This window comes from Priestia sp. USM5, assembly GCF_058323215.1.
The window spans coordinates 1-17665 of sequence record NZ_JBSGKN010000001.1; the positions used below are offsets into that span (position 1 = coordinate 1).

12 protein-coding genes and 11 tRNA genes are annotated in these 17665 nt (G+C 39.2%); 21 read left to right on the plus strand and 2 right to left on the minus strand.

Going from position 1 to position 17665, the window contains the following annotated elements:
- The first annotated feature begins 30 nt into the window (after positions 1-30).
- The 16 genes from ACWATA_RS00005 to ACWATA_RS00080 all read left to right on the plus strand — a co-directional run bounded on the left by ACWATA_RS00005 (position 31) and on the right by ACWATA_RS00080 (position 9269).
- A tRNA-Met gene (locus tag ACWATA_RS00005) sits at positions 31-107 on the plus strand.
- A 27-nt stretch (positions 108-134) separates the two neighbouring features.
- Positions 135-227, plus strand: a tRNA-Ser gene (locus ACWATA_RS00010).
- Positions 228-252: 25 nt separating this feature from the next.
- A tRNA-Met gene (locus tag ACWATA_RS00015) sits at positions 253-329 on the plus strand.
- Between the two features lie 4 nt (positions 330-333).
- Positions 334-409 (plus strand) — tRNA-Asp (locus tag ACWATA_RS00020).
- 8 nt (positions 410-417) lie between these two features.
- A tRNA-Phe gene (locus tag ACWATA_RS00025) sits at positions 418-493 on the plus strand.
- A 10-nt stretch (positions 494-503) separates the two neighbouring features.
- Positions 504-579: transfer RNA gene (locus ACWATA_RS00030), tRNA-His, on the plus strand.
- Positions 580-590: 11 nt separating this feature from the next.
- Positions 591-664: transfer RNA gene (locus tag ACWATA_RS00035), tRNA-Gly, on the plus strand.
- Positions 665-670: 6 nt separating this feature from the next.
- Positions 671-747 (plus strand) — tRNA-Ile (locus ACWATA_RS00040).
- A gap of 3 nt (positions 748-750) precedes the next feature.
- Positions 751-825: transfer RNA gene (locus ACWATA_RS00045), tRNA-Asn, on the plus strand.
- A gap of 3 nt (positions 826-828) precedes the next feature.
- Positions 829-919, plus strand: a tRNA-Ser gene (locus tag ACWATA_RS00050).
- 20 nt (positions 920-939) lie between these two features.
- A tRNA-Glu gene (locus ACWATA_RS00055) sits at positions 940-1011 on the plus strand.
- A gap of 294 nt (positions 1012-1305) precedes the next feature.
- On the plus strand, positions 1306-3267 hold the full coding sequence (gene glgB, locus ACWATA_RS00060) for a 1,4-alpha-glucan branching protein GlgB (protein WP_033579577.1): 1962 nt from the start codon (positions 1306-1308) through the stop codon (positions 3265-3267).
- Complete coding sequence (locus ACWATA_RS00065; RefSeq protein WP_016765788.1) at positions 3218-4369, plus strand: glucose-1-phosphate adenylyltransferase; 1152 nt, start codon at positions 3218-3220, stop codon at positions 4367-4369. The genes glgB and ACWATA_RS00065 overlap by 50 nt, the downstream gene beginning before the upstream one ends.
- A gap of 22 nt (positions 4370-4391) precedes the next feature.
- A complete protein-coding gene (locus ACWATA_RS00070; RefSeq protein ID WP_025750736.1) occupies positions 4392-5417 on the plus strand; it encodes a glucose-1-phosphate adenylyltransferase family protein in 1026 nt (341 codons plus the stop codon).
- Positions 5414-6844, plus strand: coding sequence for a glycogen synthase GlgA (gene glgA, locus ACWATA_RS00075; protein WP_028411872.1), 1431 nt, complete (start codon positions 5414-5416; stop codon positions 6842-6844). Before ACWATA_RS00070 ends, glgA begins: the two co-directional genes overlap by 4 nt.
- 13 nt (positions 6845-6857) lie before the next feature.
- Positions 6858-9269 carry a glycogen/starch/alpha-glucan phosphorylase gene (locus ACWATA_RS00080; RefSeq protein ID WP_028411871.1) on the plus strand — a complete coding sequence of 804 codons (2412 nt, stop codon included), beginning with the start codon at positions 6858-6860 and terminating at the stop codon, positions 9267-9269.
- Between the two features lie 38 nt (positions 9270-9307).
- Here the strand turns inward: ACWATA_RS00080 and ACWATA_RS00085 are convergent, their stop codons facing one another.
- On the minus strand, positions 9308-10105 hold the full coding sequence (locus ACWATA_RS00085; RefSeq protein ID WP_013059569.1) for a TIGR00266 family protein: 798 nt from the start codon (positions 10103-10105) through the stop codon (positions 9308-9310).
- A 94-nt stretch (positions 10106-10199) separates the two neighbouring features.
- The gene (locus tag ACWATA_RS00090; protein ID WP_013059568.1) at positions 10200-10952 is read right to left on the minus strand and encodes a TraR/DksA C4-type zinc finger protein; all 753 of its coding nucleotides are present in this window, start codon (positions 10950-10952) and stop codon (positions 10200-10202) included.
- 353 nt (positions 10953-11305) lie between these two features.
- Here ACWATA_RS00090 and ACWATA_RS00095 point away from each other — a divergent pair, with 353 nt between their 5' ends.
- From ACWATA_RS00095 to ACWATA_RS00115, 5 genes are all read left to right on the plus strand, one after another.
- The gene (locus tag ACWATA_RS00095) at positions 11306-12727 is read left to right on the plus strand and encodes an isochorismate synthase (protein ID WP_048019666.1); all 1422 of its coding nucleotides are present in this window, start codon (positions 11306-11308) and stop codon (positions 12725-12727) included.
- Positions 12714-14468, plus strand: coding sequence for a 2-succinyl-5-enolpyruvyl-6-hydroxy-3-cyclohexene-1-carboxylic-acid synthase (gene menD, locus ACWATA_RS00100; protein WP_033579580.1), 1755 nt, complete (start codon positions 12714-12716; stop codon positions 14466-14468). Before ACWATA_RS00095 ends, menD begins: the two co-directional genes overlap by 14 nt.
- Positions 14469-14471: 3 nt before the next feature.
- The gene (menH, locus tag ACWATA_RS00105) at positions 14472-15281 is read left to right on the plus strand and encodes a 2-succinyl-6-hydroxy-2,4-cyclohexadiene-1-carboxylate synthase (RefSeq protein ID WP_028411867.1); all 810 of its coding nucleotides are present in this window, start codon (positions 14472-14474) and stop codon (positions 15279-15281) included.
- Between the two features lie 16 nt (positions 15282-15297).
- Positions 15298-16116 carry a 1,4-dihydroxy-2-naphthoyl-CoA synthase gene (gene menB, locus ACWATA_RS00110; RefSeq protein ID WP_013085280.1) on the plus strand — a complete coding sequence of 273 codons (819 nt, stop codon included), beginning with the start codon at positions 15298-15300 and terminating at the stop codon, positions 16114-16116.
- Positions 16117-16198: 82 nt separating this feature from the next.
- A complete protein-coding gene (locus ACWATA_RS00115; protein WP_028411866.1) occupies positions 16199-17662 on the plus strand; it encodes an o-succinylbenzoate--CoA ligase in 1464 nt (487 codons plus the stop codon).
- Positions 17663-17665 lie beyond the last annotated feature (3 nt).

The window sequence follows — 17665 nt, forward strand, 5'->3', positions numbered from 1 at the left end:
ATGAAATTAAATAATTGTAACGAATAATATGGCGGTGTAGCTCAGCTGGCTAGAGCGTACGGTTCATACCCGTGAGGTCGTGGGTTCGACTCCCTCCGCCGCTACCATATAAGTTACATTTGTTATAAATATACGGAGGAATACCCAAGTCCGGCTGAAGGGATCGGTCTTGAAAACCGACAGGGGTGTTAAAGCCCGCGGGGGTTCGAATCCCTCTTCCTCCGCCATTTATTTATATCATATTCATATCATCGCGGGGTGGAGCAGTTCGGTAGCTCGTCGGGCTCATAACCCGAAGGTCGCAGGTTCAAATCCTGTCCCCGCAACCAAAGTGGTCCCGTGGTGTAGCGGTTAACATGCCTGCCTGTCACGCAGGAGATCGCGGGTTCGATTCCCGTCGGGACCGCCATTTTGTTTGGCTCGGTAGCTCAGTTGGTAGAGCAAAGGACTGAAAATCCTTGTGTCGGCGGTTCGATTCCGTCCCGAGCCACCATTTTAAGACGGCGATTGTGGCGAAGTGGTTAACGCACCGGATTGTGGTTCCGGCATTCGTGGGTTCGATTCCCATCAGTCGCCCCATCTTAAGTAACGCGGGTGTAGTTTAGTGGTAAAACCTCAGCCTTCCAAGCTGATGTCGTGAGTTCGATTCTCATCACCCGCTCCAAATAATGGGCCTATAGCTCAGCTGGTTAGAGCGCACGCCTGATAAGCGTGAGGTCGGTGGTTCGAGTCCACTTAGGCCCACCATATTCCACAGTAGCTCAGTGGTAGAGCTATCGGCTGTTAACCGATCGGTCGTAGGTTCGAGTCCTACCTGTGGAGCCATACGGAGAAGTACTCAAGTGGCTGAAGAGGCGCCCCTGCTAAGGGTGTAGGTCGTGTAAGCGGCGCGAGGGTTCAAATCCCTCCTTCTCCGCCAGTCGTTTTAAATTTAAATATGGCCCGTTGGTCAAGCGGTTAAGACACCGCCCTTTCACGGCGGTAACACGGGTTCGAATCCCGTACGGGTCATCTTAAAAAGGTTTGCATATATGCAAACCTTTTTTTATTTGCGCTTTTTTAAAGATTAAGTAAACAGGAATAATAGTTAGGAATAATTACCATGAATTTTCAGAATAAAAAGTAAGTTTTAAGCAGGATTTTCCCTATATCATATGGAATTATTCATAAAGTAATAAAGTATGAAGAGTATGGAATAAAGAGTAATTTTAAAGAACATTTATTCTATTATATTTGTAGAAAAGGTTTATGTTTTTACTATAAAAGGGAATGAGTGGTAAGAAGCGTATATTATGTGCGTATATTATGTTTGAAGTTAAAGGGGTGGCAAAAGTGAATCTAGCGGTTCAGCCTACTGAATTTGATGTTCATTTGTATCACGAAGGAAACTTATTTCGCAGTTACTCTATTTTCGGTGCGCATCAGGTAACGGTAGAAGGAATTGAAGGCGTACGATTTTGCGTGTGGGCACCTCATGCAAAGGGTGTAAGCGTTGTAGGTGATTTTAATAAATGGAACGGTTTTCAACATTCAATGGTTAAAGTTAATGAAGAAGGTATTTGGATGACATTTATCCCTGAATTAGAACAAGGGACTATTTATAAATATGAAATCATCACACAAAGCAATCAAAAAAAATTAAAAGCAGATCCATACGCTTTCTTCAGTGAAGTGCGTCCAAACACTGCGTCTATTGTTTACTCATTGGATGGGTACAAATGGAACGACCAATATTGGCGTAGAAAGAAAAAACAGCAAAATATATATGAAAGACCACTGTGTATTTACGAGCTGCATGCAGGGTCTTGGAGGACTCATGAAGATGGCAGCCTTTATACATACAGTGAATTAGCACAGGAGCTTATTCCTTATATTGCTGAACAAGGTTTTACACATATTGAGTTATTACCAGTCATTGAGCATCCGCTCGACCGATCCTGGGGATATCAAGGAACTGGATACTATTCTGCTACCAGTCGATACGGTACACCTAAAGAGTTGATGAACTTTATAGATGAGTGTCATCAAAATAATATAGGCGTTCTTTTAGACTGGGTACCCGGGCATTTTTGTAAGGATGAACATGGTCTGTATATGTTCGATGGAGAACCTACTTATGAATACAAAAAAGAACCCGACCGTGAAAACTATGTTTGGGGAACAGCTAATTTCGATTTAGGCAAGCCTGAAGTACAAAGTTTTCTCATTTCGAACGCTTTGTTTTGGTTGGAGTACTTCCACATAGATGGATTTCGAGTAGATGCTGTAGCTAATATGCTTTATTGGCAAAATTCTTCTGGAAAAGCAGTAAATGATGGAGCTGTCAGCTTCTTAAAAAAATTGAATGAAGCTGTTTTTAAATCTGATGAAACGATATTAATGATGGCAGAAGATTCAACGGATTGGCCCCTTGTTACAGCACCTACGTATGAGGGCGGTTTAGGCTTTAATTATAAGTGGAACATGGGATGGATGAATGACGTTTTAACGTACATGGAAGCTGGAGTGGAAAGACGTCCCTATCTTCACGATAAAATGACCTTTTCACTAATGTATGCGTTTAACGAAAACTTTATTTTGCCGCTTTCTCATGATGAAGTCGTACATGGGAAAAAATCATTGCTTAATAAGATGCCAGGTGATTACTGGCGCAAGTTTGCACAGCTTCGACTGCTATATGGATATTTCTTTGCACACCCTGGAAAAAAGCTTTTATTTATGGGCGGAGAGTTTGGACAATTTGATGAGTGGAAAGATTTAGAAGAGTTAGACTGGATGCTTTATGACTTTGACATGCATCGCAATCTTAACGGATATATGAAGGATCTCATCAAGATTTATAAAAGAAGCAAGCCTTTATATGAATTAGACCATAATCCAGATGGATTTGAATGGATTGATGTTAACAATCATCATCAACAAATTTTCTCCTTTATTCGCAAGTCGAAAGAAAATCAGGAGATTTTTATAGTTGTTAGCAATTTTTCTGAGCATCCATATCATTCTTACAAAGTTGGAGTTCCAGTTGAGACAGAGTACATTGAAGTTATTAACAGTGATGACGAAGTGTACGGCGGTTCAGGCATTGTAAATAAAAAGGCATTAAAATCAGTGGATGAATCGTTTCACGGTCAACCTTTTTGCATTGAAATGAATATTCCGCCGTTTGGCATTAGTATACTACGAGCAAAGAGAAAACGAGGGGAGAGAAAACAACATGTTAAAAAAGAAATGCGTAGCGATGTTATTGGCAGGAGGAAAAGGTAGTCGGCTAAGTTCGCTTACAAAAAATCTAGCAAAGCCAGCTGTACCATTTGGTGGTAAGTATCGAATTATTGATTTTGCTTTAAGTAATTGTACAAATTCAGGTATTGAAACAGTGGGTGTATTAACACAATATCAACCGCTAGTTCTCAATTCATACATTGGAATTGGAAGCGCTTGGGATTTGGACCGACGGAATGGTGGCGTCACAGTATTGCCTCCATACGCGGAGTCAGATGGAGTAAAGTGGTATAAAGGCACAGCTAGCGCTATTTATGAAAATTTAAACTATTTGACACAATATGATCCTGAGTACGTACTGATTCTATCAGGTGATCACATTTATAAAATGAACTATGAAAATATGCTTGATTATCATATAAACAAAGAAGCAGATGTAACGATTTCTGTTATTGAAGTACCTTGGGAAGAAGCGAGCCGTTTTGGTATTTTAAATACAAATAGTGACCTAGATGTAATGGAGTTCGATGAAAAGCCACAGCGTCCTAAAAATAATCTAGCTTCTATGGGGATTTATATTTTTAAATGGAGTATTTTAAAAGAATATTTAGAAATGGATGCACGCAATCCATACTCAAGCCATGATTTTGGTAAAGATGTTATTCCGCTTTTACTAGATGAAAAGAAAAAGCTAATTGCATATCCATTCCAAGGTTATTGGAAAGATGTAGGAACTGTAAAAAGCTTATGGGAAGCGAATATGGATTTGTTATGTGATAAAGACGAGCTTAATTTATTTGACTCTTCATGGAAAGTATACTCTGTTAACCCTAATCAGCCTCCTCAATATATTGCGCCAAACGCCTGCGTGGTGGAGTCATTAGTAAATGAAGGGTGCGTTGTCGAAGGAAACGTAGAGCAGTCCGTGTTATTTCCAGGTGTACAAATCGGTTCAGGTTCTGAAGTTAAGAAAACGGTTGTCATGCCTACTGCAAAGATAGGCTCTAACGTATATATTGAAAACGCAATTGTTCCATCGGACATTGAAGTTCCAGACGGTACTATCATTCGACCGACCAAAGGAAGCGAAGAAGTAATTCTTGTTACTCAAGAATTGATTGAATCAGTTGCTAAATGCATTTAACGAACAGAGAGGATGAACGACATTGAATAATCAAATGCTTGGTATTATTGATGCTTGTACAAACACAACAGCGCTGCAGCCTTTAACCTTTTATAGATCGATTGCTGCCATTCCTTTTGCAGGGCGCTATCGATTAATCGATTTTACGCTTTCTAATATGGTGAACTCTGGAATTTCGAGCGTTGCCATTTTTCCTCGTGATCGCTATCGCGCATTGATGGATCATATAGGTTCAGGAAAAGAATGGGATTTGGATCGGAAGCGAGATGGATTGTTTATCTTCCCTCCTATGACAAGTGATTTACACTTAGAGAGTCCATCACTATTCACGCAGTTCCGTTATCATATTGATTATTTCTTAAGAAGTAAGCAGGAATACGTATTAATTGCTAATAGTTATACGATATGTACAGTTGACTTTGAGCACGTGCTGCAGCGTCATATTGCTTCAAATGCAGATATTACTGAAATGAAGCAGGGTGATAAATCGCTTAATATGTATATTATTAATAAATCTATTCTAGTTAATATTTTGCAAAATGAATCGCATGATTTTTATACGATTAAAGAAATGGTTCGATATATGGCACAATCTCATCGTGTAGAAAAGTACGAGCACCATGGATATACGGCTGAGATTTCTAGCTTAGATGCCTACTATAAAACAAGTATGGAAATTTTATCTCCAGATGTTTGGAAGCAGTTATTTATCAACGAACGTCCTGTTTTCACTAAAGTAAAAGATGAACCGCCTACTCGTTACGCAAAAAAAGCGGTTGTGAAAAACTCAATGATCGCAAACGGGTGCGTGATTGAAGGACATGTGGAAAATAGTATTATCTTCCGAGGCGTTAAAATTGGAAAAGGTACGGTCGTTAAGAATAGCATTGTGATGCAAAAAGGCGTTATTTTAGAAAATAGTGTATTAGAAAATGTTGTTTTAGACAAAGATGTGAAAATAGGAAGTAATGAAACGTTGCTAGGTGAGTCAGGTCTACCTAGAGTCATTGCTAAAGGAACAACTCAAGGAGCGTTGATGAAGTCGTGAATGTATTATTTGCTGTATCAGAATGTGTACCTTTTATTAAAACAGGAGGATTAGCAGACGTAGCAGGTGCCCTGCCTAAAGAATTAAAAAAGTTAGGAACGAACGTATGTGTAGTCATGCCAAAGTACGGAACCATTCCTCAACATTATCAAGATGAAATGGTGCTTGAAAAAGTTATTCATGTGCAGGTTGGGTGGAGAAGACAGTACTGCGGGATTGAATCGTTAACGATGGATGGCGTTAAATATATTTTCATTGATAATGAATATTATTTTAAAAGAGATAGCTTATATGGGCACTACGATGACGCTGAACGATTTGCTTTCTTCAGCAGAGCTGTGCTTGAAGCTATCCCATTTTTAGAGAATGAGCCTGATATCATTCATTGTCACGACTGGCATACGGCTATGATTCCATTTTTACTTCGTGCTAATTATGATATGTATGATCATATCCAGACGGTCTTTACGATTCATAACTTGCAATTCCAAGGAATTTTCCCTAAAAGCAATTTATATGAGCTATTAAATTTAAATGATTATTATTTTACTACAAGCCAGCTCGAGTTTTATGGGAATATTAATTTTATGAAAGCGGCTCTTGTATCAGCTGATAAAATTACCACGGTAAGTCCTACATATCGAGATGAAATTCAAATGCCCTATTACGGAGAAAGTTTAGATGGATTATTGCGTCAGCGAAATCAAGATTTAATTGGGATTGTAAATGGAATCGATGAAGAAGCTTATAGCCCAGACGCAGATCAGCTTATATCTTATCCTTATTCTGTAGAAGAGATTGAAGGAAAATATAAAAATAAAAAAGAGCTCCAGCGCTATCTTGAATTAGAGGAAAATAACGATGTTCCAATTATTTCGATGGTTACAAGGTTAACCCAGCAGAAGGGATTGGATTTAGTCAAGCACGTTTTCCATGAGACGGTTAACTTAGGAGCCCAAATTGTTATTTTAGGAACTGGCGAACACGAGTTTGAGCAGTTTTTCCGTGAGATGGAAGATACGTACCCGCAACAAGTAAAAGCCATTATTGGTTTTAATGAGGAACTCGCTCATAAAGTTTATGCCGGTACGGATTTATTTTTAATGCCTTCCCGTTTTGAGCCTTGCGGACTCGGACAATTAATAGCCTTAAAGTATGGAACCATTCCAGTCGTGCGTGAAACGGGCGGCCTGAATGACACGGTCAAAGCTTATAATGAATATAGCGGAGAGGGAAATGGCTTCTCTTTTAAGAATTATAATGCTCATGACATGCTTCATACGTTAGAAAGAGCTGTTTCATTTTATCACCAGAAAGATGTATGGAAAAAATTAATGATGGATGCTATGAGTCAGGATTATAGCTGGGGGCAATCGGCATTTAAATATAATCAATTGTATTCAAATTTGACATCTACTCCATCGTGAAAGGGTGAGCAGATTGTTCTCTGATAAAAAAAGCTTTCAAGAGGCTTTTTTAAAAAAGCTGGAAATGACATATGGAAAGAGCTTTAAAGAATCTACTGTTCAAGATCACTATCATACATTAGGAAATATGGTGCGAGAGTATATTAGCAGCGATTGGATTTCAACCAATGAAATTCATAGGTCTTCACATACAAAGCAAGTGTATTATCTTTCTATCGAATTTTTATTAGGCAGACTGTTGGGTCAAAATCTGTTGAACTTAGGAATTCGGGAAGTTGTAAAAGAAGGATTAAGTGATCTGAATATTTCACTTGAAAATATTGAGGAAATCGAAGTAGACGCAGGATTAGGAAACGGGGGATTAGGCAGGCTTGCTGCTTGTTTTTTAGATTCTCTTGCTTCACTTAATCTTCCTGGTCACGGTTATGGGATTCGCTATAAACACGGTTTGTTTGATCAAAAGATTGTAAACGGCTTTCAAATTGAGCTCCCAGAACAATGGTTAAGGCATGGGAATTCATGGGAAGTACGCAAATTAGATCAAGCAATCGAAGTGAACTTTTGGGGCGAAGTTGAAATGGTACAGGAAGACGGAACATTCTCTTTTCGTCATGTAAAAGGAGAACCCGTCTCTGCTGTTCCTTATGACATCCCGGTTATCGGGTATAAAACAGATACAGTGAATACACTTCGCCTTTGGAATGCGGAGCCTTCATCATTTCCAGTACATAAAGATGTGATGGAGTATAAGCGTCAAACAGAGGCTGTATCAGAATTTTTATATCCGGATGATACACATGAAGATGGTAAAATATTAAGGTTGAAACAGCAATATTTTCTTGTGTCAGCTAGCTTACAAAGTATTATCAGAGCACATCGAAATACCTATCAAACACTTACAAACTTTCACGAAAAAGTAGCCATTCATATTAACGATACGCATCCTGTACTTGCGATTCCTGAGCTAATGAGAATTTTACTGGATGAAGAAAAAATGGAATGGGAAGATGCATGGCATATTACGTCCAATACCATTTCATACACAAACCATACGACTCTTTCTGAAGCCCTTGAGAAATGGCCGATTGATTTATTTCAACCCTTGCTTCCACGAGTGTATATGATTATTGAAGAAATTAATGAGCGCTTTTGTAAAGAATTATGGGAAGCATATCCAGGAGACTGGCAGCGGATTGAAAATATGGCTATTTTAGCGCACGGGCTAGTAAAGATGGCTCATTTAGCAATTGTGGGAAGTTATAAAGTAAACGGCGTGGCAAAGATTCATACTGATATTTTAAAAGAACGAGAAATGAAAGATTTTTATCAGTTTTATCCTGCTAAATTTAACAATAAAACGAATGGAATTACCCACCGGCGCTGGTTGTTAAAAGCTAACCCGCAGCTTTCCTCTCTTATTACCGAGGTGATAGGAGATAAATGGATTAAACAGCCGCATTCTCTTATAAAGCTCCAAGAGTATGTGGAAGATCCAAGCTTTTTACAAGGACTAAAAACAGTAAAACAACAGCGTAAAAAGCTGCTTGCCGATATTATTCAAGAGCAAACGGGAATTAAAATAGATTCACATTCTATTTTTGATGTACAGGTTAAAAGGCTTCATGCTTATAAAAGACAGCTTTTAAATGTACTGCACATTATGTATTTGTACAATCGATTAAAAGAAGACCCTAATTTTCAAATCGTGCCTCGTACATTTATTTTTGGTGCGAAAGCTTCTCCCGGCTATTATTATGCAAAAAAAGTCATCAAGCTAATTAATTCTGTAGCTGATGTTGTCAATCATGATCCACAAACATCACCGTTTTTAAAAGTCGTTTTTTTAGAAAACTATCGAGTGTCACTTGCTGAGTATATCTTTCCTGCAGCGGATGTCAGCGAACAGATTTCAACCGCCAGCAAAGAAGCTTCGGGAACGGGAAATATGAAATTCATGATGAACGGAGCGTTAACTCTTGGTACGATGGACGGAGCGAACGTCGAAATTAGCGAGGCAGTAGGAAAAGATAATGTCTTTATTTTTGGGTTAAAAGCCGAAGAAGTATTGAGCTATCAGCAAAATGGAGGATACCGTGCCTATGATTATTACCATCATGATAAGCGGATTCGACAAGTGCTCGAGCAGCTCACAAACGGCTTCTTACCTGACACATATGACTTATTCGAGCCTATATATGATTCATTATTAATGCAAAATGATGAATACTACGTACTCCGTGACTTTGACTCATACGTTACGGCACAGCAAAAAGTAAACGAAGCTTATGGAAATGAAAATAAATGGCTTCAAATGAGTGCGACGAACATTGCACATTCCGGCTTTTTTTCTAGTGACCGAACGATTGAGGAATATGCATCTGATATTTGGGGAATTCATTCCACTAAAAATTTATTAAATCAATAAATAAAAAAGGTGTAGTCAACGACTACACCTTTTTTATTTTATCTGTTGTCACCGTTTAAGAAATCACCTAAAGAACCAAGGATACTGCCTTCACCTTTACCTCCCGTTGGTGAAACTGCACTTGATAAAACGCGATCGGCTAGTCGACTAAAAGGAAGAGATTGAATCCAAACTGTTCCCGGTCCTGACAGAGTAGCAAAAAACATGCCTTCTCCTCCAAACAGAGCTGTTTTAATTTTCCCTACATATTCGATGTTGTAATTTACATCACGGGTCATGGCCACTAAACAGCCAGTATCCACACGAAGGCGTTCACCCGGCTGCAGCTGTCTCTTATGAATGGTGCCGCCTGCATGCAAAAATGCGAGGCCATTGCCTTCTAATTTTTGCATAATAAAACCTTCACCGCCAAAGAAGCCAGTTCCTAGTTTTTTTTGAAAGTCAATACCAACGGATACGCCTTTGGCAGCGCATAAAAAGGAGCTTTTTTGACAAATAATTTTATGATCGAGCTGCTCTAAATCGACAGGAATAATCTTACCTGGAAAAGGTGAAGCGAAAGATACTTTTCGCTTGTGATATCCGTTATTTGTATATACCGTCATAAATAAACTTTCACCAGTTAATACGCGTTTCCCAGCACCTTTTAGTTTATTAAAAAGTCCGCTGCTGTTGGAGGAAGAACCGTCACCAAAAATGGTTTCCATCTCAATATCATCTTCCATCATCATCATTCCTCCAGCTTCTGCTATCACACTTTCTGAAGGATCTAATTCAATTTCAACAAACTGCATGTCATCTCCATACAATTTATAATCAATTTCATGTGCATTCATTATGTTCACCTCATTATTAATTCTAATCTCCTATTCATTCGATGTCATCTCCCATAGCTCCTACTAAAAATAGAAAAAAGAGTAGTATGAAGAACTACTCCTTTTCAGTGTATGGATCTTTCTCATAGGCCGGTAAATCTCCAAATATGGTCATCGTACCTTCTTCATCCAGTGCATTTTCATATCGCTCATGCTCTTTTGAAGGATAAATAGGAAGAGGCTGTCCATATAAATCGGTAGCGGCAAAGTTTTCATAATCTTCAACGTACCCAATAGCTTCATCCGCCTCAATATAGGTTTCACTATAGTTAGACGTATCTTCTATAAAATCAGAAGGAGATTCAGACGTCCCGTAACGCGCAACGTCTTGCCAAGAATCTTCTGCGTCGTATCCTGTCGTCTCGGTATCGTCATAGTCGTATTGACCAAATGGGTGATGGAGAACATTTTCTTCTACAGGTCTGTGCTTTGGAATATCCTGTGATGGGCTATGTTCTCTACAGTATAAAGTAGTTGGTACAGCCTGAAGTCTTTCAAACGAGATATCTGCTCCACATACTTTGCATGTTCCATACGTGCTGTGAGCGATTGCCTGCAGTGCTTCTTCTATTTCATGTAGCTCTTGTTTTGCATGTTCATTTAGTGCAAGGTCTTTTTCACGCTCGTATGTTTCTGTGGCTGTGTCACCAGGGTGGTTATCGTAGCTTGAAAGTTCTCCTACAGCATCGTGAGCGTCGCTTCGAGTTAGACCAAAATGATCATTTTGATCAAAGTGCGATTGAATATCAGCCTGCTGCTGCTGTAAATTTTGTTTTAACTGACTGATTTCTTGTTTTGAAAGTGTCATGAAGCTCCCCCTTAAAAATTTAGTGTGCTTTTGTAGTATGTGTTAAAAATTCAAAAAAACACGATTCATATTAGGAGGATTTGGGGTATTCATGAAGCTAAGAGAGAAATGGAGTGGAAAATTAAAGAAAGGTAAAGGTTATAGAAAAGGGTATGATAAAAATAACGTTCTTGAGGGCTAAAGAGTACTAAATAGATCATAAAGATTTTTTTATTGGTTTACTGAAAAGGCGTAATTTAGACAAGCGAAATTAATTTTTGCTCATGAATCGCGATGCTAGATTTTTTTGAACTGAAAGTTTATAATAAGTTAGTTACAGACTTAAGAAAAAAAGATGAACGGGGGGACGTAGTGTGATTGCAACGACCGAACAGTTAGTACAAGAATACATTAAAGATGCGATTGAGTGTGCAAAAAATGAAAATCAGCCAAAATTGGTCAGTTTAGTGAAAAAAGTAAGACCTATTGACCCCCTTATTTTTTATGCGAACGGACATGACCAGTTTTATAAAGAACGCTTTTTTTGGAAAGATCCCAACAGTTATTATACATTTGTTGGATTAGGATATGCGCATACTATTTGCACCAATGCGGCAAAAGAACGTTATTTCCACATTGAAAATGAATGGAAGCGCTTTATAAAAGAAGACTTTTATAAAAATAACCAAATTTTCCCTGATGGGACAGGTCCTCTTTTATTTGGAGGATTTTCATTTGACCCAAATCAGTATCGAGAAAACTATTGGAGTGATTTCCCGAGTTCAAAATTTATGATTCCAACTGTGTTATATACCCAGGTAAATAAAGAAGGATATCTTACCGTTAATATGATGGTTAAAGGACAAGATTCTGTAAAAGAGCACATCAATTATTTCGAAGAGGTCCAAAAACTTGTTCTTTGTGAAGAGTACGACGGGGAATCTCATATTTCACCTTTGCTGTTGGAAAAAGAAGAAATTGGGGTAGAGAAATTTAAAGGAAATATTGAAAGAGCTACTACTTTAATTAAGCAACAGGTTATAGAGAAAGTGGTTCTTGCTCGCCAATTAAAAGTAAAATTTAATGAAGATATTTCTACTGAATACGTGCTTCAGCGTCTGTTAAAGGAACAGCCAACTAGCTACACATATATTTTAGAGGGAGAGCATCAGCATTTTATCGGCGCTTCCCCAGAAAGACTAGTACAAAAACAAGGAGATTACGTGTTTTCCACTTGTTTAGCGGGTTCGATTCCAAGAGGAAAGACAAGGCAGGAAGATCACGAACTAGGTGAGGAATTGCTTCAGGATCCTAAGAACTTAATTGAGCACGATGTTGTTGTTCATATGATTAAAGAAGCGATGAATTCTTATTGTTATGAAGTAGAAATTCCAAGTAAGCCAAGTTTATATAAAACAAAGCATATTCAACATTTGTATACACCTGTGAAAGGGCGTATAAAGGAAGATGTGACGCTATTTTCATTTATTCAAAAGCTCCATCCAACACCAGCGTTAGGAGGATATCCTCAACAGGAGGCCTTGCCTATTATTCGAAAGCTAGAATCCTTTGACCGAGGGTGGTACGCAGCTCCTTTAGGATGGATGGATATCAATGGAAACGGTGAATTTATAGTAGGAATCCGCTCGGCTGTTATTCAGCAAAAAGAAGCTGTTTTATTTGCGGGCTGTGGAATTGTAGCAGATTCTACGCCTGAAAGTGAATATGAAGAAACAAAAATTAAATTCAACCCGATGCTTTCAGCTTTAGGAGGGATTATGCGTGGAACACATTAAATCATTAACAACGTATATTGCGTCATTCGTGGATGAATTAGTAGAAGCAAATGTTGAAGAAGTAGTGGTCAGTCCAGGGTCACGTTCAACGCCTATTGCGATGCTTATGGCTGAGCACCCTGATATTCATGTGCATTTAAACATTGATGAACGTTCTGCCGGCTTTTTTGCTCTAGGAATAGCAAAAGCAAAGAAAAAACCAGTGGCGCTTGTATGTACATCTGGAACAGCTGCAGCGAATTATTATCCTGCAGTAATTGAAGCTCACTACTCACGCATTCCTTTAGTCGTTATCACAGCCGATCGGCCGCACGAGTTAAGGGATATAGGTGCCCCGCAGGCAATTAATCAGAATCATCTTTTCGGTCAGTATGCGAAGTGGTTTGTAGATACAGCTTTACCAGAAGAAAGTGCAGATATGAATCGTTATATTCGAACAGTAGCTTCAAGGGCTGTTCATACAGCTCAAGCTATACCGAGCGGTCCTGTACACATTAACGTACCTTTACGTGAACCGATTGTACCAGATTTGTCTATTGAAGATTTATGGAGTCAGGGGAAACGCGGTAAATCATATGTGGCTGCTATTCATGGAGAAGCATCTCTATCTGAAAAAGGATTCGAAGAAATTGCGAAGCGCCTAGAGGGAACAACAAAAGGACTTATTATATGCGGAGATCAAATGTCTTTAAAAGCAGTAGACAGCGTATGCCGTTTAGCTGACGCTTTAAGCTTTCCGGTGCTCGCAGATCCGTTATCACAATTAAGAAGCGGCAAGCATTCAAAAGAAAATGTAATAGAGACATATGATACATTTTTAAAAAGTGATAAGGTTGATGAGCGTTTTTACCCCGAAGTTGTCATTCGTTTTGGCGCGATGCCGGTATCGAAACCGCTATTGCAATTTTTAAAAGCACACGAGCCGAAAGAAATGTTTGTAGTTGACCAAGGTAAAGGCTGGAGAGATCCTACTTTGCGTTCAACAGTGATGATTGAAGCCAATGAAACATTATTTTGTGAAGAACTGATCAAGCGCCTTTCAGCGAATCAAGAGGAGTCTACTTCATGGCTGAGTCTATGGAAAAAGATTAATGCTCAAACTGCACAGGCTCTCAAAACATTAACTTCTGGCCAGGAATGGTTCGAAGGACAAGTAGTTCAAGAAATTGTGGATGTAGTACCTGAAGGCACGGCTTTGTTTGTTGGAAATTCAATGCCTGTTCGAGATATTGATTCTTTCTTCTTAAATACGGAGAAAGATATTCCACTTTTTGTAAATCGAGGAGCAAATGGAATTGATGGTGTGGTTTCGTCTGCTCTGGGCGTAAGCACGGCTTACGATCACACCGTTTTATTTATTGGTGACCTATCTTTTTATCACGATTTAAATGGTCTGCTGGCAGCTAAGATGCATAATTTAAATTTAACCGTTGTGCTAGTTAACAATGACGGCGGAGGAATTTTTTCATTTTTACCGCAGTCAAAACAAGAAAAGCACTTTGAATTTTTATTCGGTACGCCAACTGGATTGAATTTTGAGCATGCCACTCGTCTGTATGATGGCACATTTTCTTCAGCAAGCAGCTGGGAAGAATTTCGACATGCAATGAACCATGCTTTCACAAAAGGCGGGTTACATGTTGTAGAGATTCGCACAACTCGTACAGAAAATGTAGAGACTCATCGCAGTTTGTGGAAACTTGTTTCCGAGGAAATAAATTTGTCAAACGGTGAGGAATAAGCAATGATGTATCAATTAAATGGTGTATCTTACTATGTGCACACCGAGGGAAAAGGAGAGCCGCTGCTGCTTCTTCACGGCTTTACCGGTTCTTCTCAAACCTGGCGTACCTTTATGAAGAAATTCGTTAAAGACTATCAAGTGATTGCTGTTGATATTATTGGTCATGGCCAATCAGCAGCTCCGAAAGAAATCAAACCATATTCAATGGAAGCAGTTGTTGAAGCACTGCATGAGCTGCTTCAACAGCTATCTCTATCACAGGTGAATGTAATTGGATATTCGATGGGAGGAAGGCTTGCTCTCTCATTTGCTCAGCGATATCCACACCTTGTGAAAAAGTTGGTATTAGAAAGCGCATCGCCTGGTTTAAAAACGCGAGAAGAACAAAAGCTAAGAAAAGAAAAAGATGAGCAGCTGGCGAGCCGCATTGTGAAAAATGGAATTGAAGAATTTGTGAACTTTTGGGAGGAAATCCCTCTTTTTCGTTCTCAAAAGCAATTGCCTAGCTATGTTCAAGAAGCGGTGCGTCAAGAAAGACTTTCGCATACAGAAATCGGCCTTTCCAACAGTTTGAAAGGAATGGGAACAGGAGTCCAGCCGTCCCTTTGGGAGAAGCTGGACGATCTGTTGATGCCGGTTTTGCTTATTACAGGAGAAGTAGATCAAAAGTTTTGTTTAATTTCCAAAGAAATGCAAACATTAATACCAAATGCTACTTCTAAAATTATTTTAGGGACAGGCCATGCAATTCACGTGGAACAACCCGAGATTTTTGGTAGAATAGTAAGTGAGTTCTTAGCTACTACATAATTAGGAGGAAATAAAGATGACAGTTGAATGGACATCAGTACGCCAATATGAAGACATTTTATACGAAACATATAACGGAATCGCTAAAATTACGATTAACCGTCCGGAAGTGCACAATGCATTCCGTCCAAAAACAGTAATGGAATTGATCGATGCATTTGCTTATGCTCGTGACGATGCAAGCGTTGGAGTAATTGTATTAGCAGGTGCTGGGGATAAAGCATTTTGCTCAGGCGGAGACCAAAGAGTTCGCGGTCACGGCGGCTATGTAGGAGAAGATGAAATTCCACGTCTAAACGTTCTAGATTTACAGCGTTTAATTCGCGTAATTCCAAAGCCGGTTGTTGCAATGGTATCAGGCTATGCAATTGGTGGAGGCCACGTTCTTCACGTTGTATGTGACTTAACAATTGCAGCGGATAACGCAGTCTTTGGACAAACAGGTCCTAAAGTTGGAAGCTTCGATGCAGGATATGGCTCTGGTTACTTAGCTCGCATCGTAGGCCATAAGAAAGCACGTGAGATCTGGTTCTTATGCCGTCAGTACAACGCTCAAGAAGCACTAGACATGGGATTAGTAAACACGGTCGTTCCATTAGAGCAGCTTGAAGCTGAAACAATTCAATGGTGTGAAGAGATGTTAGAAAAAAGTCCAACCGCTCTTCGTTTCTTAAAAGCAGCATTTAATGCTGATACGGACGGCTTAGCTGGTATCCAGCAATTTGCGGGTGACGCAACGCTTCTTTATTACACAACGGACGAGGCAAAAGAAGGTCGCGATGCATTTAAGGAAAAACGCAATCCAGACTTCCAACAGTTCCCACGTTTCCCTTAAACAGCTGAAACAGCTTGGTGATTATCATCAGGCTGTTTTTTCAATTTGATTTAGTTAATTAGTATAAAAAGGAGAGAAATTTATGAGTGGCCAAACGATTCCTAATGGGCTTATGCAAAGAGCATATTTGACGCCAAACCGAGTGGCGGTAGAAACACTGCAAACGTCGCTTACTTTTCAAGAGCTTCATAAGCGTGTTCAAAAAGTAGCGCAGCAGCTTTCGTTTAACGGTGTAAAGCAAGGTGATACCATTGCTTTATGCATGAAAAACAGCGTGGAGTTTATTGAGATTTTACATGCGGTTTCTTATATTGGCGCTCGGGTGCTGCTCGTCAATACGCGTTTGACAAATGAAGAAATCAATTATCAGCTAACAGATGCAAACGTGTCGTTGCTTATTACGGATGAAGCATTTTTAACGAGAGAGTTCCAAAGTTCCATTACTCAGCTTCCTTTATCTTCTTTAAAAAGTTCTCCAGAAACAGAAACGTATTTTCAGAAAACGTGGAATCTCGAGGAGACGTTCACCATTATGTATACGTCTGGAACAACAGGTAATCCAAAAGGAGTGCTGCAGACATATGGAAATCACTGGTGGAGTTCCATTGGTTCAGCGCTTAATTTAGGATTAAATGAAAAAGACTGCTGGCTTATAGCGGTTCCTTTGTTTCATATTAGCGGATTATCCATTTTAATGCGGAGCGTCTTTTACGGAATGAAAATCATTTTAGAAGAACGATTTGAAGCAAGAGCGGTGAATGAAGCCATTGAAAACAAAGGAGTAACAATTATTTCGGTTGTCACTTCCATGCTATCGAATATGCTGGATGAATTAGCTGAACGTAAATACCCAAATACATTTCGCTGTATGCTTTTAGGAGGAGGACCCGCACCGCTTACTATTTTAGAGGCTTGTGTGAATAAAGAAATTCCTGTTTATCAAACGTATGGAATGACAGAAACATCTTCACAGTTCGTTACGCTTTCACCTGAAGATAGTTTGCGAAAACTGGGATCAGCAGGTAAACCATTATTTCCGTGTGCAATGAAAATTGTAGATGAGAATGGAAATGAAACACGTGAAGCAGGAGAAATCATTGTTAAAGGTCCAAATGTTACAAAAGGATATTTAAATAAACCTGAAGCTACTAAAAAAGCCCTTCAACAAGGCTGGTTCTATACAGGAGATATCGGGAAAGTGGATGAAGAAGGCTTTCTATATGTATTAGACAGACGTTCGGACCTTATTATTTCAGGTGGAGAAAATGTATATCCAGCTGAAATTGAAAATGTTTTGTTGAAGCATCCCGCTGTTAAAGAGGCCGGTGTAACGGGAGTAGCCGATGGAAAATGGGGACAAGTTCCTGCAGCATGCATTGTTATAAACGAAGACGTTTCAGATGAAGAGTTATCTTTACACATTCAACAATTTTTAGCAAAGTACAAACTTCCAAAGTATTTCGTTCGAGTAGAGGAGCTGCCGCGAACGGCCTCTAATAAAATCATACGCCGGAAGCTATCATCGTTCATACAGAAAGGAATTTAATCG